General features: G+C 35.1%; 19 protein-coding genes, 1 pseudogene, 1 riboswitch and 1 other annotated feature. Of the genes and pseudogenes, 17 read left to right on the top strand and 3 right to left on the bottom strand.

Annotated elements, in window-relative coordinates; genetic code table 11:
• Positions 1-142: 142 nt before the first annotated feature.
• Positions 143-889: a DUF4097 family beta strand repeat-containing protein gene (locus tag GTO82_RS05085; protein WP_011161975.1), complete on the top strand. Its 747-nt coding sequence runs from the start codon at positions 143-145 to the stop codon at positions 887-889.
• Positions 890-979: 90 nt separating this feature from the next.
• Positions 980-1,225: a binding site (T-box leader), on the top strand.
• A gap of 66 nt (positions 1,226-1,291) precedes the next feature.
• The gene (gene brnQ, locus GTO82_RS05080) at positions 1,292-2,668 is read left to right on the top strand and encodes a branched-chain amino acid transport system II carrier protein (protein WP_086874865.1); all 1,377 of its coding nucleotides are present in this window, start codon (positions 1,292-1,294) and stop codon (positions 2,666-2,668) included.
• 96 nt (positions 2,669-2,764) lie between these two features.
• Here the strand turns inward: brnQ and GTO82_RS05075 are convergent.
• From GTO82_RS05075 to GTO82_RS05065, 3 genes and pseudogenes are all read right to left on the bottom strand, one after another.
• A pseudogene (locus GTO82_RS05075) lies at positions 2,765-4,043 on the bottom strand (ISL3 family transposase).
• 145 nt (positions 4,044-4,188) lie between these two features.
• The gene (dapF, locus tag GTO82_RS05070; protein ID WP_180872754.1) at positions 4,189-5,190 is read right to left on the bottom strand and encodes a diaminopimelate epimerase; all 1,002 of its coding nucleotides are present in this window, start codon (positions 5,188-5,190) and stop codon (positions 4,189-4,191) included.
• Between the two features lie 14 nt (positions 5,191-5,204).
• Entirely contained in the window at positions 5,205-6,557 is a 1,353-nt protein-coding gene (locus GTO82_RS05065) for an aspartate kinase (protein WP_180872753.1), read from the bottom strand.
• 158 nt (positions 6,558-6,715) lie between these two features.
• Positions 6,716-6,897, top strand: a riboswitch (Lysine riboswitch).
• A gap of 89 nt (positions 6,898-6,986) precedes the next feature.
• On the opposite strand from GTO82_RS05065, the gene lysA reads away from it, so the two are divergent.
• The 15 genes from lysA to GTO82_RS04990 all read left to right on the top strand — a co-directional run bounded on the left by lysA (position 6,987) and on the right by GTO82_RS04990 (position 22,300).
• Positions 6,987-8,291 carry a diaminopimelate decarboxylase gene (lysA, locus tag GTO82_RS05060; protein WP_180872752.1) on the top strand — a complete coding sequence of 435 codons (1,305 nt, stop codon included), beginning with the start codon at positions 6,987-6,989 and terminating at the stop codon, positions 8,289-8,291.
• An 18-nt stretch (positions 8,292-8,309) separates the two neighbouring features.
• Entirely contained in the window at positions 8,310-9,020 is a 711-nt protein-coding gene (gene dapD / locus GTO82_RS05055) for a 2,3,4,5-tetrahydropyridine-2,6-dicarboxylate N-acetyltransferase (protein WP_180872751.1), read from the top strand.
• 2 nt (positions 9,021-9,022) lie between these two features.
• Positions 9,023-10,171, top strand: coding sequence for an N-acetyldiaminopimelate deacetylase (locus GTO82_RS05050; protein ID WP_004894673.1), 1,149 nt, complete (start codon positions 9,023-9,025; stop codon positions 10,169-10,171).
• Positions 10,172-10,173: 2 nt separating this feature from the next.
• Positions 10,174-11,112: a 4-hydroxy-tetrahydrodipicolinate synthase gene (gene dapA, locus GTO82_RS05045; protein ID WP_180872750.1), complete on the top strand. Its 939-nt coding sequence runs from the start codon at positions 10,174-10,176 to the stop codon at positions 11,110-11,112.
• Complete coding sequence (gene dapB, locus GTO82_RS05040; protein WP_180872749.1) at positions 11,105-11,884, top strand: 4-hydroxy-tetrahydrodipicolinate reductase; 780 nt, start codon at positions 11,105-11,107, stop codon at positions 11,882-11,884. Before dapA ends, dapB begins: the two co-directional genes overlap by 8 nt.
• 15 nt (positions 11,885-11,899) lie before the next feature.
• Positions 11,900-13,081: an aminotransferase class I/II-fold pyridoxal phosphate-dependent enzyme gene (locus tag GTO82_RS05035; protein ID WP_180872748.1), complete on the top strand. Its 1,182-nt coding sequence runs from the start codon at positions 11,900-11,902 to the stop codon at positions 13,079-13,081.
• Positions 13,078-14,136: an aspartate-semialdehyde dehydrogenase gene (locus tag GTO82_RS05030; RefSeq protein WP_180872747.1), complete on the top strand. Its 1,059-nt coding sequence runs from the start codon at positions 13,078-13,080 to the stop codon at positions 14,134-14,136. Before GTO82_RS05035 ends, GTO82_RS05030 begins: the two co-directional genes overlap by 4 nt.
• 455 nt (positions 14,137-14,591) lie before the next feature.
• A complete protein-coding gene (gene sufC / locus GTO82_RS05025; RefSeq protein WP_086874870.1) occupies positions 14,592-15,386 on the top strand; it encodes a Fe-S cluster assembly ATPase SufC in 795 nt (264 codons plus the stop codon).
• Positions 15,387-15,394: 8 nt separating this feature from the next.
• Complete coding sequence (gene sufD / locus GTO82_RS05020) at positions 15,395-16,600, top strand: Fe-S cluster assembly protein SufD (RefSeq protein WP_004897367.1); 1,206 nt, start codon at positions 15,395-15,397, stop codon at positions 16,598-16,600.
• The gene (locus GTO82_RS05015) at positions 16,581-17,819 is read left to right on the top strand and encodes an aminotransferase class V-fold PLP-dependent enzyme (RefSeq protein ID WP_180872746.1); all 1,239 of its coding nucleotides are present in this window, start codon (positions 16,581-16,583) and stop codon (positions 17,817-17,819) included. Before sufD ends, GTO82_RS05015 begins: the two co-directional genes overlap by 20 nt.
• The gene (sufU, locus tag GTO82_RS05010) at positions 17,806-18,264 is read left to right on the top strand and encodes a Fe-S cluster assembly sulfur transfer protein SufU (protein WP_034525085.1); all 459 of its coding nucleotides are present in this window, start codon (positions 17,806-17,808) and stop codon (positions 18,262-18,264) included. The genes GTO82_RS05015 and sufU overlap by 14 nt, the downstream gene beginning before the upstream one ends.
• Complete coding sequence (sufB, locus tag GTO82_RS05005) at positions 18,257-19,660, top strand: Fe-S cluster assembly protein SufB (protein WP_180872745.1); 1,404 nt, start codon at positions 18,257-18,259, stop codon at positions 19,658-19,660. The genes sufU and sufB overlap by 8 nt, the downstream gene beginning before the upstream one ends.
• Complete coding sequence (locus tag GTO82_RS05000) at positions 19,660-19,983, top strand: metal-sulfur cluster assembly factor (protein ID WP_023599635.1); 324 nt, start codon at positions 19,660-19,662, stop codon at positions 19,981-19,983. Before sufB ends, GTO82_RS05000 begins: the two co-directional genes overlap by 1 nt.
• An 8-nt stretch (positions 19,984-19,991) precedes the next feature.
• Positions 19,992-21,491: an Nramp family divalent metal transporter gene (locus GTO82_RS04995; protein WP_011161983.1), complete on the top strand. Its 1,500-nt coding sequence runs from the start codon at positions 19,992-19,994 to the stop codon at positions 21,489-21,491.
• A 68-nt stretch (positions 21,492-21,559) separates the two neighbouring features.
• Positions 21,560-22,300, top strand: coding sequence for a class I SAM-dependent DNA methyltransferase (locus GTO82_RS04990; protein ID WP_172475697.1), 741 nt, complete (start codon positions 21,560-21,562; stop codon positions 22,298-22,300).
• The last annotated feature ends 122 nt before the right edge of the window (positions 22,301-22,422 follow it).

The raw sequence follows: 22,422 nt of genomic DNA, 5'->3' as shown, positions 1-22,422 counted from the left end.
AACTGTATGTTTAGGTTGTCTTTTTTGCATCTTAGTTATCAATTTTAGCCACTTAGTAATAAGTTATTGAAAAATATTTGTATGATAGTAAAATTAAAACCAAATAAAAATAATGAGTGAATAATAAAACGAGGTGGCTGAAATGTTTTTCAATACAAGTGAGAAAACGAAGAATGAATATGTTAATGAAATTTTAAGTAACGATAGTTTTACTGATTTGAAACTTGATTTAATTGATCTAGACCTAAAAATTAAAGCAGGAGATCATTTTGAAGTTCACTATCGTGGACCAGTCGATAAGAAACCAAGTTTAGTCTTTAATGAAAACTTGCTTGAAATTAAAGAACCTAAGGTAGAGCGTAAACCAGGTAAGTTTTGGAAAAAAGGGATTATTGAAATAAACATAGTTACAGATAAAGACAGGGGAGAGTTAGTAATTACTGTGCCAGAAGATCAGCACTTACACATGTTAAATGCGAGCTCGGTAAGTGGAGATTCTAGTTTAGAAAATTTAAAATTAGAAGCTTTAATGGGGTTTGCAGTAAGTGGAGATTTAGATTTGAAGAAGGTAGAAGTTGAAGATGCTAAATTAACTACTACATCGGGAGATATTGATTTTATTAATGTAATAGTAAATCACGGAAAAGTTAAGTTAACGAGTGGAGATTTTAAGATGAAAAATAGTGAAGTAGGCGATGAACTTAGGGTTTCAACTACTTCTGGGGATACTTTGGTTGAAAATACTAAAGTAGCTCAATATCAACTCTCTACTTTAAGTGGGGATAATTCACTTTTTGGAAAACGTGGTGTAGCTGCACAAAGAGGGGATGAACATGATAAATCCACCCTTATTTTAAGTACTCTATCAGGTGATAATACAGTTAGATAATAAAATTGATTTTTTAACAAGAAAAAGTATAAAAAATTGTTGACATTTATGATGCTTATATTAAAATAATTATTAACAAATTTAATTAATCTGAAAACAAAGAGAAAGAAGAGTAGTTTAGTCCTAATTTACAGCGAGTCTCGTTAGGTGTGAGGAGATAAATTCTAAGATTAAATGAAAATCACTTTCGAGTTCTAATTCTTAATCTTGAGTAAGAAGAAGTGGTAGCACCCATTATAGTGCCAACGTATCGCCAAGTAATTGGCCGCACGTGAAAGGTATTGTTAGTGATAACAATATAAATAAAGGGTGGTACCACGCTGAAGCGTCCCTCAATCAAAGTAATTTGGTTGAGGGACTTTTTTGTATTCAGATGTTTATTTTCTGGAGGGAAAGAATATGATGACAGATTATACATCACGTAAATTAACATGGAAGGACTATCTCGTAGTTGCTTCTTTGCTATTCGGTTTATTCTTTGGGGCTGGTAACCTAATTTTCCCATTACATTTGGGCCAACTTGCTGGAGCCAATTGGGGAACAGCTGCTGTTGGATTTTTAATCACTGGTGTATTACTGCCTTTATTATCAGTGTTAGCAGTTGCAATTACCCACGCTGATGGGGTTTATGACATTGGAAAGCCTTTAGGTGCAGGATTTGCAGTTGTATTTATGGTTTTAATCCATGCTACAATTGGACCTTTATTTGGTACTCCAAGAACAGCCACTGTTTCATTTACAGTGGGAATGGCACCATTTATTCCTAAGAACATGCAAGGAACAGCCTTATTAGTCTTCTCTGCTTTATTCTTTTTAGCAGCCTTTGCATTTTCTTACCATCAAAACAACATCTTGTCTAACGTTGGTAAAGTATTAAATCCACTATTTTTATCTCTATTATTTTTAGTATTCGTTGTTGCTTTTGCTCGTCCTTTGGGTAACCCACAAACTGCAGCTGTAACAAGTGCTTACAAGCATGGAGCATTAGTTAACGGATTCTTAGAAGGCTATAACACAATGGATGCTTTAGCAGGTTTAGCATTTGGTATTACAGTTGTTACTGCTGTTCGTGGTATGGGACAAAAAGATGCTAAGAGCGTCTCTAAAGTAGTTGCTAAATCTGGTTTGTTAGCAGTTTTGGCTATCGGCTTTATCTATTTATTGTTAATCTTAATGGGTGCAATGTCATTAGGTCGTTTTAAGGTTTCCGATAACGGTGGTGTTGCATTTAACCAAATCGTTAATGTTTATGGCGGTGTATTTGGTCAAGCCTTACTTGCTTTCTTATTAACTGTTACTTGTTTAACTACTGCTGTTGGATTAGTTGCAGCTTTTGCACAAGACTTCCATAAGCACTTCCCACAAGTCAGCTACCATGCTTGGTTGGCACTTAGCTGCTTAGCATCATTCTTAGCAGCTAACTTTGGATTAGACACAATCATCGCTTGGTCAACTCCAATGTTGATGTTCTTATACCCATTATCAATGGTATTAATCTTATTATCTGTTTTTTCACCATTATTTAAAACAGATGGAGTTGTTTACTTCTTTGTAATCCTATTTACAGTTGTTCCTGCTTTAGGTGACATGGTAGTTGCTTTTCCAAGCGTTGTAAGTCAAAGCTCATTTGGTTTAGCTGTTACTTCTCTTAGAAATAATTTGCCATTAGCTAATATGGGACTTTCATGGCTCGTACCAGCTTTGGTTGGTTTAGTAGTTGGATTAGTTGTTCATTTTGTTAAATCTAAAAAAGTAGCTTCCGTTTTAGAAGAAGATTAAATATTTAGCTCTGCTGAAAATCAGCAGAGCTTTTTTGGAAAATAAATAAAATTGGCTGTTTGTCAAATCTGGTTGATGAATAGTTTGTAAAGAGAGCTAAGCAACTAGAAAATAGTTGTTTGGCTCTTTTTCTTTGACCAAATTTTCCTCTAGTCTAATTCTAATTAATAAATGTCTAAAATTATTGTATCCGTAAGTGGTACGCTCAATCTGCTTAATCTTGCGATTGATACCTTCAAGACAACCATTAGAGTAGTTAGAAGATATACCATTTAGGACACCGGTATTAATTATATTTAAAGGTCAGTAGTGTTTGATGCATTTGCTTGCCTACAGTTTGTTTTGAGTTAAGTAAGTGAATAATCTGTTTTTCATCTTTATTTTGAATAGCAGTCATAAAGTCCTGCATAATCCAATATGTATTTTCGAGATCTTTATTGCACTCTAAGCCGTCTAAGACAACATGTTCCTGAGTGAGAGAGTCTTTAAAGTGCCAATCGTAGTATGGAGTAGTCTTATTAAGCTTGCCATATTTTATGAGATAAAGCTTCCAAGGAGACTTTAAAAGTTTATATTCACGGCTTTGTTTATTGAATTGTTTCATGATCTGAACTCTGAAAATGTTAAAAGATCGAATAAGCATTTGAACCATATGGAAACGATCAATAACAATCTGAGCATTTGGAAATAATTCTCTAGCAACTAGTGGATAATAGCAGTTAAGCTCCATGGTCACTGTCTTAACCATTGAGCGAGCCTTAGGGGTAAACTTGTAAAAATATCGCAAAATATCAGGTTTAAAACGAGTTCTAAGAATTTGAATAACTTTGTGAGTATCACCATCTAGACAAATAAAGTGAAGATTTTTGCCTACACCTTTGAATTCATCAAAAGCTAGGTGTTCAGGGAGATGATCAAAATTATCATAGAACTTAGAAGAACAGGATTCTAATACTCTTTGAACCGTGTTGACAGATACATTATGTTCTCTAGCAATGCTAGTCATAGAACGATCTTCAGTAAGAGCAGAAAGTATTTTTCGCTTAGAAGTGTTAGAGATATAGCAGCCTTTATTAATAAGATTAGACTGAGCCATTGAGCTTTTAAGGCAGGCATTACACAAAACGCGCTGCTTTTTAAGTCTGATAATAACTGGATGGCTAGCATCAGCAGTAATAAAGCGTACGTTAGAAGTATAATGACCATTATGCTTAAGGTTAGAGGAAAGACAGTAAGGACAATGGGACTGAATAAGTTCAGCTACATAGAGATTATGATATTTGCCGTTAATATATTTTTTAAAATAATCAGAAAAAATAATATTAGGATCTTCAATATTGAGATGAAATTTAATACAATCATTAAGAGAGGACATAGCAAAAACTCCTAGTAAACTTAATTGAATTGGTCGAAGAAGGATTTTAAGTTAAGAGAGGCTATGGCCTCTTTTTTATGCAATAAAAAATCCTGTCGATAGAACACCATAGATATTTATCAACAGGAAAAAGTATAGAACCATTTTAGTTTGCGCTGAAATTATTGAAATGGGGCAAGTTTTGAATGAAATTTTGATAGTCACTTTCTTCTTCAGTAGAAGTTATATTTATGCTTGAAAAATCACAATTATGTAAGTCAGCTTCACTAATTTCAATTTGATCAGTGAAGGTAGCATTCCCAATTAATTCGATCCAATAAGTATGATTTTCGTGATGGACAATTGTTTGAACTTTTCCACCCGGATTGTAAACGTCAATTGATTGATTAAAGAAGCCTTTCTCCGGATAGGTCAAACAAAATGCCAAAGATGTGGCTGACATTCCAGTTCCGCAGGCATTTGTAAAACCTACTCCGCGCTCATAGGTACGTACAAAGAGCTTATTTTTATCAATGATTTGGGCAAAGTTGACATTGACTCCATCTGGGAAGTAAGGATTATCACCGTTTAAATATTCTCCAACTTCTTTTAAAATATTACTTTCAATTTGATTCTGATCCATAAAACTAATCAAATGGGGATTAGGAACGGCAATTGAGGTAAAACGTAGACCGGGATAAATTTCTGGTAAATATTGGTCAATGATTCGATTGTAACCTAAATTTTGAAAGGGAAGGGAGCTTTTATTAAAAGATACCGGAGAAATCTCGACTGCGAAGGCTTTTACTCCTTTAGCTAAATTATCATGCTTACGAACACGTAAATTAGCATTCATGGTGTCTACTAAAAAGTTGTCTTGATTATATTTTTCGAATAAATAGCGAGCGACAGTTCTTAGTCCATTCCCACACATTGAGGCCTCACTACCATCGGCATTGATAACTCGCATTTGCGCTAAAGCTTGTGGCCGCGTAGGAGAATTAATTGCTAAAACACCATCGGCTCCATTTAAAATTCCTGATGAGGGATTGGTGATTTTTTTAGTAAATTCAACTAATTCTGTATCTGTAAGAGGAGTGGAAAGTTCTGTTTGATCTAGAATAAAGAAATGGTTTTGAGAGCCGTGCACTTTATATAAAGTTGACATATAAAGAATCCTTTCTAGAAAAATTGTTTGTAGATTGTTTTAACTACTTGATCAGCTTCTTCTTTCTTGGTTCCAATCATGATTGAAATTTGTGAAGCGCCTTGGTTGATCATTTGAGGTGAAATATCCTCTTTATTTAGAGAGGATAAGATTTGTGAACTAATTCCATGTTCATATTTCATTCCTTCGCCGACGATCATAATAATGGCATAATCATCAATCCATTCCAGTTGATCAGGATTAATTAAAGACTGAATTTCGTTACAAATTAAATCAATTAATTGATCGTTTAAAAACTGGCGATTAAAGATAATTGTGATATCGTCGATCCCAGAAGGCATATGTTCGTAAGGAATATTATGCTTATAAAGAATTTGTAAGATACGTAAAGTAAAGCCGGCCTCTTTATTAAGCAAATATTTGTGCAAATAAAGAGCAGAGAAGTGTTTTTGACTAGCTACTCCTGTAATGGGATTAAGAGGCTTAAATAGCTTGTCAGGCACAATCATGGTACCAGGATTGTGAGGATCATGAGTGTTTTTGACGTTAATTGGAACTTCTCCTTCAATAGCTGGGATTAAAGCTTCATCATGAAAAACAGAAAATCCTGCATATGACAATTCACGCATTTCACGGTAAGTCATGGTCTTTATAGATTGGGGATGATGAATGATAGCTGGATTAGCTGCGAAGATTCCATTGACGTCAGTAAAGTTTTCATATAGGTCTGCATGCAATCCTTTAGCTAAAATTGCCCCAGTGATATCCGAACCTCCTCGAGAAAAAGTGGCGATATGGCCAGAAGGTGTAATACCAAAAAAGCCTGGAAAGATGATATGCTCATCAGAATCTATTTTGATTTTATCAAGGTTGAGGTAGGTCTCAGGACTCACAATGGCATCATTCGGTTCACCAGTAACGGTTAACCCAGCTTCATGAGGATCTAAATATTTAGTTTTAATTCCCTTTTGATTTAAAATCATTGCAATTACTCGTGCATTTAATCGTTCGCCATGAGCTTTAAATGCGGCAATTAGATAATCATCAGTTGGATAAGAAAATTCGGGTAAAGAAAGTAGAATATCTTTAATTATGTTAAGTTGAGTCTCATCTAATCCAAAAAAATAACCAATTTCTTGATAGCGACTATAAATTTCGTCAACTATTTTTGAATAGTTTTGATGATTTAGGACAGTTTTTGCATATTTAATTAAAAGATCTGTAACTTTAATATCTGAGCTATTTCTTTTACCAGGAGCTGAGACAACCATCACTTGTCGAGATGGATCAGCTAAAATAATCTCAAGTGCTTGATTCACACTAGTGCCGGTGGCTAGCGAACTGCCACCAAATTTTACTACTCTCATATCAGTACTTCCTTTTAGTTTAATTAAAGCTGCAAGTAAATGGGCTTTAGTTAAAAGATTTTTATTGCAAGTTTAACATTAATTTTCAAACTTGCAATAAAAATTAAAAAATCATGTAAAACTATTGACTCTGTTTTTAATAAAATATACAATTTAGTCAAATTCGAAGAGGCGCAACTGACAAAAGTAGCAATTAGGAGTTTAGGCAAAACTATGATGAATTGTGAAAGGGGAAGTTGCCGAAGTGATAATATGAGGCCAAGTATTATTTGCTGGGATGCAATTTAAGAGATTGTAAACTGTCGCGAAAATTAAAATTCGCGGAGCGCTATCGATCATAAGATTAAAAATAATTTAATCCGTTGTTTGTTGAGCGCAGACAATGGATTTTTTTATTAGCGCTTCTATTTTTAGAAATGCAGGCAAAATATGAATTCACAAATTACTAATCAGATTAATCAAGCAGGCCATTTAACTATTGGAGGAGTGGATAGCCTTAAGCTAGCCAAAGAATATGGAACTCCTTTAGTTGTATATGATGTTAGCCAAATTCGTAATCAAATTCGTGCTTTTAAAAAGGTGTTTGAAGAAGAACAAGTTAATTATGCAGTGAGTTATGCTAGTAAAGCTTTCGCCTCAATTGCGATGTATCAAGTTGCCAATGAGGAGGGAGCTTATACCGATGTTGTGTCTGCAGGTGAGCTTTATACAGCTATGAAGGCCAATTTTCCAATGGAGCGGATTAGTTTTCATGGCAATAATAAATCAAAAGAAGAGCTTGAAATGGCTGTCAAAAACCATGTTGGCAAAATTATGATTGATAATTTCTATGAAATTGATTTGCTGAGACAGGTTCTTGAAGAACAAGATAGTGAGATCAACGTCATGCTTAGAATCACGCCGGGTATTTCAGCTCACACTCATGAATATGATCAAACTGGTCAAGTAGATAGCAAATTTGGTTTTGATCTAAAGTCTGGTCAAGCCGACAAGGCCTTACAAGAAGTTTTGAAAAATCAAAGAATGCATATGTTAGGAATCCATGCTCATATCGGTTCACAAATTTTTGAACTTAATGGTTTTGAAATGGCAGCAGCTAAATTAGTTGATGTCGCAGCATCTTGGAGAAAAAATTATGATTATACAGCTCAAGTAATCAATGTCGGCGGTGGTTTTGGAATTAAATATGTTCAAGAAGATCATCCTCTAAAGCCAGAAGAATTTGTAAAAGCTATTGTAAAAACAATTAAAGATGAAGCAACTAAATATAATTTTCCAATTCCTGAAATTGATATTGAACCTGGTCGCTCCATTGTAGGACCAGCAGGGTACAATCTATACAAAGTAGGAAGCATGAAAGAAATTCCCGGCTTAGTTCCTTATGTTGCTGTTGATGGAGGGATGGGAGACAACATTCGGCCAGCTCTTTACCAAGCAAAATATGAAACGGTTTTGGCTAACGATCCGCAAAGAAAGGCTAGTCAAGAATTTCATGTGGCTGGTAAATATTGCGAATCTGGCGATATTTTAGCAGATGCTAAGTTACCTTCACTAAAAGCAGGTGATATTTTGGCAATGCTTGATACTGGTGCTTATGGGTACTCAATGGCTTCAAATTATAATCGTAATCCTCGTCCCGCTGTCGTTTTTGCAGAAGATGGGAAAGCACAAGTAGTTATTAGAAGAGAATCCTTAGAAGATTTAGTTCATTTAGACCAAGATTACAATATTTAATGTAGAAAAGAGATAAAAATGTCAAAACTAGATGCTCAAAGTATTATTAATTATATTGGAAATGCTCCTAAAAAAACGCCAGTCAAAGTTTATCTTAAAGGAGAGTTGGAAAATATTGACTTTTCAGAAGAGATTCAAGATTTTGTCAATGCTAAAAGTGGTGTGATTTTTGGAGATTGGCAAGTAGTAAAAGAATTTTTAGCAAACCATTCGCAAGAGATTGAAGATTATCATGTCGAAAACGATGCCCGTAATTCTGCTGTACCTTTACTTGATTTAAAAGAAATCAACGCTCGTATTGAACCAGGCGCTTTAATTAGAGATCAAGTCGTAATTGGTAATAATGCAGTAATTATGATGGGAGCTGTGATTAATATTGGTGCTGAAATTGGTGATGATTCTATGATTGATATGGGTGCTGTCTTAGGAGGGCGTGCTATTGTAGGAAAGCATTGCCACGTGGGTGCCAATGCAGTTTTAGCAGGGGTAATTGAACCTGCTTCTGCGGAACCAGTAAGAATTGATGATAATGTTTTAATTGGTGCTAATGCAGTAGTAATTGAAGGCGTTCATGTTGGCGAAGGTGCTGTAATTGCGGCGGGGGCAATTGTAACTCATGATGTAGCTCCTTATACTGTGGTAGCAGGTGTGCCAGCTAAAGTTATTAAAAAAGTTGATCAAAAAACCGAAAGCAAAACTGGTTTAGAAGATAATTTAAGAAAGATATAGCAATGATTTTAACAGAAAAAGAACTCATTCAGATTAGACGTCATTTACATCAAATTCCAGAATTAGCTCTTAAAGAATTTAAAACTCATGATTATCTTTTAAATACTATCAGGGGCTTTAATCAAGATTATTTAAAAATCGAAGTACCACAATCACTTCCAACTGCCATTTTAGTATTAGTAAAAGGTAAAAATCCTCAAAGAACTATTGGTTATCGCGCAGATATTGATGCTTTACCTGTTAATGAAAAAACTAATCTTCCGTATGCTTCTAAAAATCCTAATGTAATGCATGCGTGCGGACATGATATTCATATGACAGTTGCTTTAGGACTTTTAAATTATTTTAGTGAAAATCAACCTCAAGATAATTTGTTGTTTTTCTTTCAACCAGCCGAAGAAAGTGAAAGCGGCGGCAAACAAGCATATGAAAAAGGAATTTTTCATGATGAATTTAAACCGGATGAATTTTATGGTTTACATGACAATCCAGCTTTGCCAGCAGGCGCAATTGGTTGTCGAATGGGGACTTTGTTTGCCGGAACCACTGAGGTAAATATTGATATTACTGGTAAAAGTGGTCATGCTGCTTTTCCGCAAAATGCCAATGATACGGTTGTGGCAGCAGCTAGTTTAATTATGCAAATTCAAACTATTATTTCTAGAAGTATCGATCCTATTCAAAGTGGGGTAGTAACTTTAGGAAAAATAGAAGCGGGTACAATTCGAAACGTAATCGCAGGCCATGCCAGAATTGAGGGAACAATTCGTGGATTAACTCAAAAAATGATTGTTCAAATTGATCAACGCTTAAAAGATATCTGTGAAGGTATTGCTCGTAGCTATAATTTGGACGTTGAATTGCAGCTGAATCAAGGAGGCTATTGGCCTGTTGAAAATAATCCTGAATTAACTAAGCAATTTATCTCGTATATGAAAAATAATCCCCAAGTCAACTATGTTGAAACAGCGCCAGCAATGACGGGAGAAGATTTTGGATTTTTATTAGCTAAATTCCCTGGAGTGATGTTTTGGTTAGGAGTAGAAGATAACTCCGAACTTCATTCGGCAACGTTAACACCTAATGAAAGCAGTATTATGCGAGGTATAGAAGCTATTAAAGGATTCTTGATTTATAGAATGGAGAAATAAAATTGACAAGATTAATTGATACTGATTTATTAACGGCACTTGTAACTCCTTTTGATGAAAATGAAGAAATCGATTATGACAGTTTAAAGAAGCTAACTAATTATTTGATTAGTCAAGGGACCAATGGTTTTGTTGTTGGGGGAACAACTGGTGAGACACCAACTTTATCTCATGATGAAAAAATTGAGCTTTATACTAAATTTGGTGAAATTGTAAATGGACGTGTTCCAGTCATTGCCGGAACTGGAAGCAATAACACCGCTGAAACAATTGCATTTACTAATGAAGTAGCAAAAATTAAAGGAATTGATTATGCCTTAGTTGTTGTTCCTCCTTATAACAAGCCGAATCAGCGTAGTATGGTAGCTCACTTTACTGCAGTAGCCGAGAATGTTGATCTTCCAATTTTGATTTATAACATTCCAGGACGTGTTGGCGTCAAAATGAATCAAGAAACGGTGGTTCAACTCTCTCACATTGAAAATATTAAAGGAATTAAGCAATGTGCCAGCCTAGAGGAATTGGAATACATTATTGATCATAAGGATAATGATTTCCAAGTCTTTACGGGTGAAGATAGTCAAGCTTTAACTGCGCGTTTGCTTGGGGCAAATGGTGTTGTATCAGTAGCTTCCCACATTTATTCTAAGCAAATGCGTGAAATGTACGATGATTTGTACGCTGGAAACTATCCTGAGGCTGCTCGCTTGCAACGATGGTTAACTCCAAGAATGGCTGCATTATTTATGTATCCATCCCCATCACCAGTTAAGGCAGTTTTGAATGCTCAGGGATTTAAGACTGGTGGTTGTCGTTTGCCATTAGTAAGTTTAAATGAAGAAGAAAAAGTAACCTTAGCACAACATTTGGGCTTAAAAGACGATGCTTTAATGCACGAATTACCACTAGATTTAGGAAAAGAAGTGGAAGAAAATGATTAAAAAAGTTTTAATTGCTGGTTTTGCGGGTGCCATGGGGCAAAAAGTAGTTAACTTAGTAAATAACATGGCCGATTTTGAAATTGTAGCAGGTCTTAGTCCCCATGCTAATCATGATCCTGAAGAATATCATCTTCCTAAGAGTGCTCAAATTTTTAATCAATTGAGCGATATTCCTGAAAATATTGCTGATATTTGGATTGACTTCACTACTCCTAATGCAGTTTATGAAAATGTAAAATATGCAATTCTGCATCATATTTTACCGATCGTGGGAACGACTGGTTTAAGTGATGAACAAGTGACAGAACTAAAGGACTTAGCCCAAAAAGAAAAAGTAGGAGGAATAATTGCTTCTAATTTTGGAATGTCTGCGGTCTTACTGATGAAATTTGCAAAAGAAGCTGCCAAATACTTTCCAGATGTTGAAATTATTGAAATGCACCATGCGGATAAGAAAGATGCCCCCTCTGGAACGGCTTTAAGCACGGCAAAATTAATTGCAGAAAATCGTCCAAAACATGAAAGTGCTCCTAATGAAGTTGAAAGCTTAGCTCATGTTCGTGGTGGTGATTATGAAGGAATTAAGATCCATTCCGTTCGTCTTCCAGGTTACATTGCTCATGAACAAGTTTTGTTCGGCGGTAACGGAGAAGCTTTGACTATTCGACAAGATTCGTTTGATCGTGAATCATTTATGAGCGGAGTTAAAGTAGCACTTGAAAAAGTTGATTCTTTACATGAATTGATAGTTGGATTAGAAAATATTTTATAGATTGTGAGGCCTAAAATGCCAGAATTAGCTGATAATCTTCATTTTAGTGAAAAGGTTGAAAATTTAAAGCCATCAGGAATTCGGATTTTTGATAATAAAGTTTCAGAAATTCCCAACATTATTAAATTGACTTTAGGTGAACCAGACTTAAATACACCTGAACATGTAAAAAAGGCGGCTGTTAAAAGTATTAAGGAAAATGACTCTCATTATGCTCCTCAAAAAGGAAAGAAAGAGCTTTTGGAGGCTATTAGTTGTTTTTTAGACAAAATCATTCACGTTAAATATGACCCTAAGAGTGAAATTGTAGCTACAGTGGGAGCTACAGAAGCAATTAATGCCGCTATTTTTGCTTTATTTAATCCCGAAGATAAAATTTTAGTCCCTACACCTGTTTTTTCACTTTATTGGCCAGTTGCTAATTTAGCTGGTGTTCAATATTCTTTAGTGAATACAGCAAGCGATGACTTTAAACTTACTGCCGAAAAATTGGAAGAGGTAGTAAAAAATGATCCGACTATTAAAGGGTTAATTCTCAACTATCCGACTAATCCAACTGGAGTTGAATATACTCATGAAGAAATCAAGCAACTGGCTAAAATAGTCGAAAAATACAATCTTTACGTGATTACTGATGAAATTTATAGTTCATTAACTTATGGTGTTGAGCATTATTCAATTGCTACTGAGATTCCAGAGAGAACTTTATATATTTCTGGTTTATCTAAATCTCACGCAATGACGGGATACCGTTTAGGCTATATTGCTGGACCAAAAAAGGTAATGGATCAAATTAGTAAGGTTCACGGCTTAATGGTTACTACCACTACTGATTCCTCTCAAGCAGCGGCGATTGAGGCACTTACTAATGGAATTGATGATTCAAAAGAGTATAAAAAGATTTATCAAAAAAGACGTGATTTTGTAGTAAATGAATTAAGTAAAATGGGCGTTGAATTTGTTAAACCCCAAGGCGCATTTTATATTTTTGCAAAAATTCCAGAAAAATATGGAACCGATGATATGCAATTCGCACTAGATTTAGCTTTTAAGAAAAAGGTTGGGGTTACTCCAGGAAGTGCATTTGGACCTGGTGGAGAAGGTTACATTAGATTATCCTATGCTTCATCAGATGAGGCTTTGCAAGTTGCGTTAAAGAGAATTGGGGAGTTTTTAAAAGAAGGTAATGAAGAATGAGTAAGGAATATAATGTTGCAATTTTAGGTGCTACTGGTGCAGTTGGGAGAAGAATGATTGACCAATTAGCTAAGTCAACGATTCCGGTTAAAAGCGTGAAGCTGCTTGCTTCATCACGTTCAGCGGGCACGCATCTTAAGTTTCGTAATCAAGATTTAGTAGTTGAAGAAACCACTCCGGATTCTTTTAATGGGATTGATTTAGTGTTATCTTCAGCCGGTGGAAGTGTATCAAAGAAGTTTTTGCCAGAAGCAGTTAAAAGAGGGGCCGTTTGCGTAGATAACACCAGTGCGTTTAGAATGGATGAAGATGTGCCTTTAGTCGTTCCAGAAGTTAATCCGGAAGCTTTAAAGAATCATCATGGCATTATTGCTAATCCAAATTGCTCCACTATTCAGATGGTGATGGCGCTTGAACCAGTTCGCCGAATGTTTGGCTTAAAGCAAATTATTGTTTCAACTTATCAAGCTGCGTCTGGTGCAGGCCAAGCCGCAATCGATGAACTTAAGAAAGAATCGCAAGATTATTTAGATGGTAAGAATATGCAAGAAGATGCACATATTTTGCCAACTAAGGGTGATAAAAAGCATTATCCTTTAGCATTTAATTTACTTCCTCAGATTGATGTTTTAGAAGATAGTGGTTATTCTCATGAAGAATGGAAAATGATTCACGAGACTAAGAAGATTATGCTCAATGATATGAATTCTAAGGATATTAAGGTTACTGCAACTTGTGTGCGTGTACCTGTACCCATCGCTCATGGGGAAAGTGTTTATTTCACTGTAGAAGATGAATCAGCTACTGCGCAAGATATTATGGATGTGATTGCGGATTTCCCAGGGGATGTATTACAAGACGATATTAAAAATCAAATTTATCCTCAACCAATTAATGCAGAAGGTTCACGCGATACCTTTGTTGGAAGAATTCGTCCTGATTATGAAAACAAGGGAGCCTTTAATATGTGGGTTGTCTCCGATAACTTATTAAAAGGCGCTGCTTGGAATACTGTAGAAAATGCAGAGTATTTGGTAAAGATGGGGTTGATTTAGTAAAAAAGAGATTGATTTAAAATCAATCTCTTTTTTATATTGTATTTGGCAAAACGAAGTAAAGCGACTTTGCATTAATAAGCCTACTACTGTCCCTAAGCGCAAAGCATAGATGGTGTAGTTTTTAAGAAAACAAATTGCAATGACAACAAGTAGGGCAATCATGTTGAAATATTTCATCATTTTAGGCCTCCACCGACTCTTTAAACAAGAAGATAAGGCATCGCGGGAATGAAATTACCTCATTTGTATCTTAGCACTAAAATAACTAGATTCATGAACAGGGAAAATTATGCAGCCAATAAAATTTACTTGTTATTAGAATAGGGCTAAGAACTTCTAATCAAAAGTCAAGACTAAAATTATAGCTTTAATAGGATTAATATTATCTATATGTTGTATGTTAGCTAGAGCTGATAACACTAAATATAGAATGATAAAAGGTGAGGATTTACATGGCTACGTTAGAAATTAAAGATTTACATGTTGAAGTTGAGGATAAGGATAAGAAGAGTAAAAAAAAGATCCTTAAAGGTGTGAATTTAAGTTTGAAAACTGGCGAGATTCACGCAATTATGGGGCCTAATGGAACCGGGAAATCTACTTTATCTGAAACAATTATGGGAAATCCCCGCTACCATGTTACTCAAGGAGATATTCTGTTAAATAATGAAAGCATTGTTGAAATGCCGGTAGATGAGCGAGCTCGTAAGGGACTATTTCTAGCAATGCAATATCCAGCAGAGGTACCTGGGGTAACTAATGCAGAATTTTTACGTGCTGCAATTAATGCTCGTCGACCCAAAGATGATCCAATATCAGTGATGACTTTCTTGAATGAATTGGATAAGAACCTTGATTTGTTAGATATGAATGAGGCCATGACTGAACGATATCTTAATGAAGGATTTTCAGGCGGAGAAAAGAAACGTAATGAAATTTTACAGATGTTAATGATTAAACCAAGTTTTGGAATTTTAGATGAAATTGATTCTGGCCTTGATATAGATGCATTACGAGTAGTATCGCGTGGAGTTAATGCAATGCGAGGAGATAATTTTGGTGCTTTAATGATAACGCACTATCAACGTTTGCTTGATTACATCGTCCCAGATATTGTACATGTCATGATGGATGGACGAGTTGTAAAAGATGGAGGTCCTGATTTAGCTAAGAAGCTTGAACAAGAGGGATATGCAGGTTTACGTGACGAACTTGGCTTAGATATTAAATTAGTTGATGAGAATTAGGAGTGCTTATGCTAACTAAAGAAAATTTGCTTAATTTTTCTCATAAAAATAATGGATCCTCATGGTTAACTGATTTAAGAATTAAATCCTTTGAAAGACTAGAAGAACTTGATTATCCTAAAATGCAGCGATTCTCGTATCAAGATTGGCCTTTGATTAAAAAGGAAGATTTTTCTTGGTCTAATCAAGCTGACTTTTCTTTAAAAGAGGAGCAGAAACTTTTAGAAAAGAAAGGTATTATCTTAACCGATATTTTTACAGCAAGTAAAAAATATCCCGAACTTGTGCAGTCAACTTTAGGGTCAGTAATTAAACATAATGAAGATAAATTAACTGCCTATCATTATGCCTACTTAAATTCTGGACTTTTCCTCTATATTCCTAAAGATACTATCTTAACCGAACCGATTACAATTTCTTTAAGCCCAACTCAAGATACCTATATTTCTCACCTTTTAATCGTTGCCGATAATAATAGTAAAGTAAAATTTTTAGAAGAAATTCAAGATAAAGAGAAAAAAGCTAGTTCAGCAAGTTTAATGGTGGAACTTGTAGCACGCCCAGGGAGTCATATTGAATTCTCTTCACTTGATGAACTTAGCCAAGACACAACCCTTTACTTTAATCGTCGAGCAAAAATTGAAAAAGATGCCCATGTTGAATGGGCAATTGCTTTTATGAACGATTGCAATACACTGGGAGATCTTGATTCTGAGTTAGTTGGGGAAGGAAGCTTTGCAGATTCTAAGGCAATTGCAGTTACAACTGCTAACCAAAAAGTGGGAATTAATAATCGCGTAACTAATCGTGGTCCGCACTCAACTGGATTAATTAATCAACGTGGGGTCTTACTAGAAAATTCCAGGTTGATCTTCAATGGAATTGGTCAAATTGTGCATGGTGCACATGGCTCAAAAGCTGATCAACAAAATAGAGTCCTAATGATGTCGGATGAAGCTCATGGGGATGCTAATCCATTACTTTTAATTGATGAAAATGACGTTATTGCAGCTCATGCTGCTAGTGTTGGTCCAGTTGATAAAGTCCAAATGAACTATTTAATGAGTCGAGGAATTCCTTACGATCAGGCACAAAGATTAGTTATACGTGGCTTTTTAGGTGCAGTTTTAGATGCAATTCCAAATAAAGATGTTCGCAGAAAAATGATTGATATTCTAGAGAGAAAACTGATCGATGGCCAAATTAAACACTGAAAAAATAAAGCAGGATTTTCCAATTTTTAATCAAAAGATTAATGATGAAACTCTTGTTTATTTAGATAATGCTGCAACTAGCCAAATACCGAAATTTGTTGAAGAAAAAGTTAGAGATTTTAATGAAAAAGAACGTGCAAACGTCCATCGTGGAGTTCATACATTAGGCTTAAGAGCTACTAATCAATATGAATCAAGCCGTCAAAAGGTGGCTAATTTTATTGGCGCAAATAATGCTAAAGAAGTTATTTTTACTTCTGGATGCACTGATAGTTTAAATTTAGTTGTAGCTAGCTTTGGTGAACAAAATATTCAGGCAGGGGATGAGATCCTAGTTTCAATTATGGAACACCATAGTAATCTTTTGCCGTGGCAGCAACTTGCTAAAAGAAAACAGGCTAAGTTAAATTTTATTGAAATAAATTCAGATGGCTTACTTGATATTAAAAATTTAAAAAGTAAGATCAATTCAAAAACTAAAATTGTTGCCTTGACGCATGTAAGCAATGTTTTGGGCACAATTAATCCAATTAAGGAGCTTACTGATCTAGCTCATGAAAAAGGAGCAATTGTTGTAGTTGATGGTGCACAAGCAGTTGGACATTTTCCAATTGATGTAGCTGAATTAAATGTAGATTTCTATGCTTTTTCTGGCCATAAAATGTTTGCTCCGGCAGGAATTGGTGTTTTATATGGGAAAAAAGATCTCTTAGATAAAATGCAACCTTATCGTTTGGGTGGTGAAATGATTGCTAATGTAACTAGAGAAGGAGCAACATGGGCAGAAGTACCATATAAATTTGAAGCTGGTACACCAAATATTGCTGGTGCCATTGGACTTGGAGCAGCAATTGATTATCTGCAGTCTCTAGACTTTGAGCTTATTCAAAAACATGAACAGGAATTGACAAGTTATGCCTTAGAAAAGCTTAAAAATGTTTCAGGATTAACAATCTATGGTCCACAAAAAAGTAATGGTCGCATTGGAGTAATATCTTTTAATTTAAAGAATATTCATCCCCATGACTTAGCGACTGCACTAGATTTAAACGGAATTGAAGTTCGTGCTGGCCATCATTGTGCTCAACCGCTAATGGCTAGCCTTAATACGGAGTCAACTGTTCGAGCTAGTTTATCTATTTATAATACTAAAGATGATATTGATAAATTAGTAAGTTCTCTCCATGAAGCAAAGGAGTTTTTCAGTGAGTTTAGATAAATTAAGAAGTTTATATAAAGCTGTAATTTTAGATCATGCTCAAATGCCGCGAAATTATGGACAACTAACTGACTTTAGTCATGAAACTACTGTATATAATCCAAGTTGCGGTGATAAAATTCATCTGACAATTTTGATTGAAAATAATAAAATTAAAAAAATTGCTTTTAACGGCGAAGGGTGCACAATCAGTAAAGCGTCTGCCAGTATGATGACAGACTTGGTAAAAGGAAAAAGTATCAAAGAGGCAATTGAGCTTTCACAGCTATTTTCAAACTTAGCAGCCGACAAGAAAAGCGACACTTTAAAATTAGAACAATTAGGAGACGCCCAAGTATTAGTAAATATTATGCAATTTCCTGCCCGAATCAAATGCGCTACTTTAGCATGGTGGGGACTAGATCGAGCATTACTTGGTAAAGAAAAGGAAGAAGAAAATGACTAAAGCAGAGGATATAGTTAAAGACGAAGATTATCAGTTCGGCTTTCACGATAATGTAGAACCGAAATTTTCAACTGGTCGTGGCTTAACAGAAGAAGTAGTTCGACAAATTTCAGCAGAAAAACATGAACCTAAATGGATGTTAGATTATCGTTTAAAGGCTTTTCATATTTATGAAAAAATGCCAATGCCAGATTTTGGTCCCGATCTTTCAGGGCTTGATTTAGATAATATGCTGTATTATCAAAAATTGACCGATAAAAAATATCGTGATTGGAAGGATGTACCACAAGATATTAAGGATACTTTTGAGCGACTTGGTGTACCGCAAGCAGAGCGAAAATACTTAGCGGGTTCGGCTGCCCAATATGAATCGGAAATGGTTTATCATAAAATGAAAGAACAATTTGATAAACTAGGGATCATCTTCACTGATACGGATACAGCTTTGCAGGAGTATCCTGATTTATTCAAAAAATACTTTGGTAAGTTAGTTCCAATTGATTCAAATAAATTTTCTGCCTTAAACTGTGCTGTTTGGTCAGGAGGAACTTTTATTTATGTGCCAAAAGGAGTACAAGTTCCAACACCAGTTCAGGCATATTTTAGATTAAATGCAGAAAATTCAGGCCAGTTTGAAAGAACTTTGATCATTGTTGATGAGGACGCGCATCTTGATTATGTTGAAGGATGTACTGCTCCGCAATACTCTTCAGATTCTTTACATGCGGCAGTTGTTGAAGTAAATGTCTTAGATAATGCATATTGTCGTTATACTACAATTCAAAACTGGTCTGATAACGTCTATAGTCTAGAAACAAAGCGTGCAGTTGCTGGAAAGCATGCAACTATGGAATGGGTAGACGGTAATTTAGGTGCGAAAGTTACCATGAAATATCCAAGTGTCTATTTAAACGGTGAAGGTGCTCGCGGTACTATGCTTTCAATTGCAGTTGCCCATCACGGTATTCACCAAGATTCTGGAGCTGGAATGTTTCATAATGCTCCTAATACTTCTAGCTCAATTGTGTCCAAGTCAATTGCTAAGGGCGGTGGGTCAACAGATTATCGCGGTAGTGTTAAGTTTTCTAAAAAATCAGATGGCTCAAAGGCTCATGTGGAATGTGACACGATTATTATGGATGATATGTCTTCTTCTGATACGATCCCAACTAATGCTATTGAAAATTCAAATGTAGCGATGGAACATGAAGCCACAGTTTCTAAAATTTCTGAAGACCAGCTGTATTATTTAGAAAGTCGTGGCATCCCAGAAAGAAAAGCAACTGAAATGATTATTATGGGCTTTGTTGAACCCTTTACTAAGCAATTACCAATGGAATATGCAGTCGAACTTAATCGCTTGATTAGCTTCCAAATGGAAGGAGCAATTGGATAGTGCTAGAAATAGAGAAATTATCTAATACCGAAAAGGAAGTTTACCAAGCCTTAAAAAAAGTAATTGATCCAGAACTTCAGGTTAACATCGTTGATTTAGGATTAATTTATGGTATTGAAGTAAGCGAGACAAAATGTCAGATTACGATGACTTTAACGATTATGGGATGTCCTCTAAGTGAGTGGTTAGATCACGAAATTACTAAAGCTGCCAAAAGTGTTGATGAAGTTGATGAGTGCCAAATTAAACTCGTTTGGTATCCGCAATGGAATCCAAGTATGATGTCTAGAGTGGCCCGGATGACCCTTGGAATTCATGGATAGGAGTAAAGATGGAAGATCATAGTTTTATTTCATACGCAAATGGTAAATCTTTAGTAGAAATTAATAGTACTATTCCAGTTCCGAGAACTCGTAATTTCTTCAGGATGCTTTTAGCATATACTGGTCCTGGTGCATTAGTTGCTGTTGGATACATGGATCCAGGAAACTGGGCAGCTTCAATTAATGGTGGTCAGAGTTTTAATTATCTTTTGATTTCTACTATTTTAATTTCTAGTTTAATGGCTATGCTTTTACAATATATGGCCGCAAAACTAGGAATCGTTACTCAAATGGATCTAGCACAAGCCATTCGTGCACGTACTAGTAAAAGATTAAGTTTTATCCTTTGGATTATAATTGAACTAGCAATTATGGCAACTGATGTAGCGGAAGTTATTGGAGCGGCAATTGCTTTAAATCTTTTATTTAAGATTCCCCTAGTTATTGCAACTTTTATCACTGTCTTTGATGTATTACTCTTATTGTTATTGTCAAAAGTGGGATTTAGAAAAATAGAAGCCCTGGTATCCTGCTTGATTATGGTGATACTACTGGTTTTTACTTATCAAGTCATGTTAGCTAATCCTAACTGGAAAAATATTTTTTTGTCTGCATTGCCATCTCCAGAATTAGTAGCTCAGCATCCCGTAGTTAATGGATTATCACCTTTAACAGGAAGTTTGGGAATAATTGGTGCCACTGTGATGCCGCATAATTTTTATTTGCATTCATCTATTTGCCAAACTAGAAAAATTAACCATGATAATCTTGCAGATGTTCAAAATGCAGTCCGTTTTACTACGTGGGATTCAAATATTCAATTAATTATTGCCTTTTTTGTTAATGTACTTTTATTAATTATGGGAGCTGCTGTTTTTAAAAGTGGTGCAGTCAAAGATAGTTCATTCTTTGGTTTGTATGATGCTCTAAGCAATACGACTATGTTAAGCAATCCAATTTTGATCTCAGTAGCTAAGACAGGAATTTTATCAGTCTTATTTGCAGTTGCACTTCTTGCTTCTGGTCAAAATTCAACAATTACTGGAACTCTCACTGGACAGGTAGTAATGGAAGGCTTTATTCACTTAAAGATGCCACTATGGGCAAGACGATTATTTACTAGATTATTATCTGTGATTCCAGTTATTATGTGTGTATTGATGACAGCAAAAGATTCAATTTCTCAGCAACATTTTGCCCTAAACATGCTTTTGGAAAATTCTCAAGTTTTTCTAGCATTTGCAGTACCATTTTCAATTGTGCCACTTTTAATTATGACAGATGATAGGAGAATGATGGGACAATTTAAGAATAGAAAGATTTGGTCGATTCTAGGATGGGCCAGTTCAATTATTTTGATTTTCTTGAATTTGTGTAATTTACCAGCTACTTTTGTTTCCTTTAATATGATGCCAAAAAGAGATGCAGTAGTTTTCGCTTACACGATCATTATGTTGATTATTTTATTAATGGGCTGGACATGTTGGGATATGCGAAAGAAGAAATAGTTTTAATATCTTTAATAATTGGGTTAATATTAAGAGAATAATAATTTAAATAGATCGGATTAATAAAAATGATTTATCAAACTTTTGCCCAATTATATGATCAGTTGTTTGATTCAGATATGTACAAGAGCTGGGAGAAATTCACTTTAGCTAATATTAATAAAAAGAATGGTAAGCTACTCGACCTAGCTGGTGGTAGTGGACGATTAGCTGTTTTACTTGCTAAAGATGGTATAAATGTCACGGTAGCTGATTTTTCTGATGAAATGCTGAGTTTAGCAGACCAACATAGTACTGAAAATAATGTTTCTTTACAGTTGGTTCAAGCTGATATGCGAGATTTAGCTGGCCTTGAAAAATTCGATGTAATTACTTGCTATGCGGACTCTTTCTGTTATCTTGATGACGAAGCTGACTTGTTTCAAGTATTTTCTGAGGTCGCCAATCATTTAAAAGATGATGGTGTATTTCTTTTCGATGTAATTACACCTCATCAAACTGACGATATTTACCCAGGCTATATGTACAATTATCAAGATGATGATCATCGTCGAGCATTTATGTGGCAGAGTTATGCCAATGATGATGTCGAACATGGGGTGATCCATGATTTAACATTCTTTAATCGTCTACCCAATGGCGAATATGATCGTTTATCTGAAACTCACTATGAAAGAGCATATGATTTAGATACCATTAAAGAATTGTTGAAACATGCTGGTTTTAACTCAATTGAAGTTGGATCTGACTTTAGTTTAGAGATGAGAGATAAAAAGGCAACTCGCTGGTTCTTTAAGTGTCAAAAATAATAAAAGTATCCAGGGAAAAACATTAAAATAAAGCACTGATAATCATCGTTAAATAAACGTTGATATATCAGTGCTTTTACTTTCTAAAGAGTTATGTTTTAAATCAAATTAAGACTTGTTTA

It is taken from the genome of Lactobacillus johnsonii, assembly GCF_013487865.1.
Classification (GTDB): domain Bacteria; phylum Bacillota; class Bacilli; order Lactobacillales; family Lactobacillaceae; genus Lactobacillus; species Lactobacillus johnsonii_A.
The sequence above is the reverse complement of the archived record's forward strand: the minus strand, read 5'-3'. Positions and strand labels throughout refer to the sequence as shown.

Coding starts and splice junctions, on each gene's coding strand:
- GTO82_RS04995 (WP_011161983.1), top strand. CDS start 19,992: ATGGAAGATCATAGTTTTATTTCATACGCAAATGGTAAATCTTTAGTA.
- GTO82_RS05015 (WP_180872746.1), top strand. CDS start 16,581: ATGGCCAAATTAAACACTGAAAAAATAAAGCAGGATTTTCCAATTTTT.
- lysA (WP_180872752.1), top strand. CDS start 6,987: ATGAATTCACAAATTACTAATCAGATTAATCAAGCAGGCCATTTAACT.
- GTO82_RS05035 (WP_180872748.1), top strand. CDS start 11,900: ATGCCAGAATTAGCTGATAATCTTCATTTTAGTGAAAAGGTTGAAAAT.
- GTO82_RS05030 (WP_180872747.1), top strand. CDS start 13,078: ATGAGTAAGGAATATAATGTTGCAATTTTAGGTGCTACTGGTGCAGTT.
- GTO82_RS05065 (WP_180872753.1), bottom strand. CDS start 6,557: ATGAGAGTAGTAAAATTTGGTGGCAGTTCGCTAGCCACCGGCACTAGT.
- GTO82_RS04990 (WP_172475697.1), top strand. CDS start 21,560: ATGATTTATCAAACTTTTGCCCAATTATATGATCAGTTGTTTGATTCA.
- GTO82_RS05085 (WP_011161975.1), top strand. CDS start 143: ATGTTTTTCAATACAAGTGAGAAAACGAAGAATGAATATGTTAATGAA.
- sufC (WP_086874870.1), top strand. CDS start 14,592: ATGGCTACGTTAGAAATTAAAGATTTACATGTTGAAGTTGAGGATAAG.
- GTO82_RS05050 (WP_004894673.1), top strand. CDS start 9,023: ATGATTTTAACAGAAAAAGAACTCATTCAGATTAGACGTCATTTACAT.
- brnQ (WP_086874865.1), top strand. CDS start 1,292: ATGACAGATTATACATCACGTAAATTAACATGGAAGGACTATCTCGTA.
- sufD (WP_004897367.1), top strand. CDS start 15,395: ATGCTAACTAAAGAAAATTTGCTTAATTTTTCTCATAAAAATAATGGA.
- dapB (WP_180872749.1), top strand. CDS start 11,105: ATGATTAAAAAAGTTTTAATTGCTGGTTTTGCGGGTGCCATGGGGCAA.
- sufB (WP_180872745.1), top strand. CDS start 18,257: ATGACTAAAGCAGAGGATATAGTTAAAGACGAAGATTATCAGTTCGGC.
- dapD (WP_180872751.1), top strand. CDS start 8,310: ATGTCAAAACTAGATGCTCAAAGTATTATTAATTATATTGGAAATGCT.
- dapF (WP_180872754.1), bottom strand. CDS start 5,190: ATGTCAACTTTATATAAAGTGCACGGCTCTCAAAACCATTTCTTTATT.